Consider the following 434-nt stretch of genomic DNA (forward strand, 5'->3'; position numbering starts at 1 on the left):
ATTATTTTTACCAAGATGAAAAAGATAAAAGCAAAAGTGGAAAGGCTTATTTTTACTATGATGATGAAAGCATTCAAGATAGATTTGGCACTTTACCTGAAGGGGAGTATTATTTAAAAATCAATGAAATAGCTAAAGATACTAACCCTAGCTTTTTAAAAGATTATCCCTTTGAAATAGGAAAAACTTGGGGAAAATGTTGTGTAAGATTATATACCAATAAAGAATGTTCTAAAACTTTTAAAGAAGTAAAAATAAAAGAAAGTAATGAAAAAGAAAACAAAACAAGCAAAAAAGATAAAAAAGAGCAAAGCATAATAAAAGATAATCTATATCTTTATAGCATCAATGAAAAGGGAGAGTTTGGCAGTAGTGGTAGCATAGGTATGGCACAAGCACAGTTATTAGAGGATTTAAGTAAGCAAGCTAAGTTT

The 434-nt window shown here is 28.3% G+C and carries 1 pseudogene; it reads left to right on the forward strand.

Going from position 1 to position 434, the window contains the following annotated elements:
- A pseudogene (locus tag ELQ11_RS09700) lies at positions 1-434 on the forward strand (hypothetical protein); the annotation flags it as partial.

It is taken from the genome of Campylobacter sp. US50a, assembly GCF_004379015.1.
In the GTDB taxonomy this organism is placed as follows: domain Bacteria; phylum Campylobacterota; class Campylobacteria; order Campylobacterales; family Campylobacteraceae; genus Campylobacter_D; species Campylobacter_D jejuni.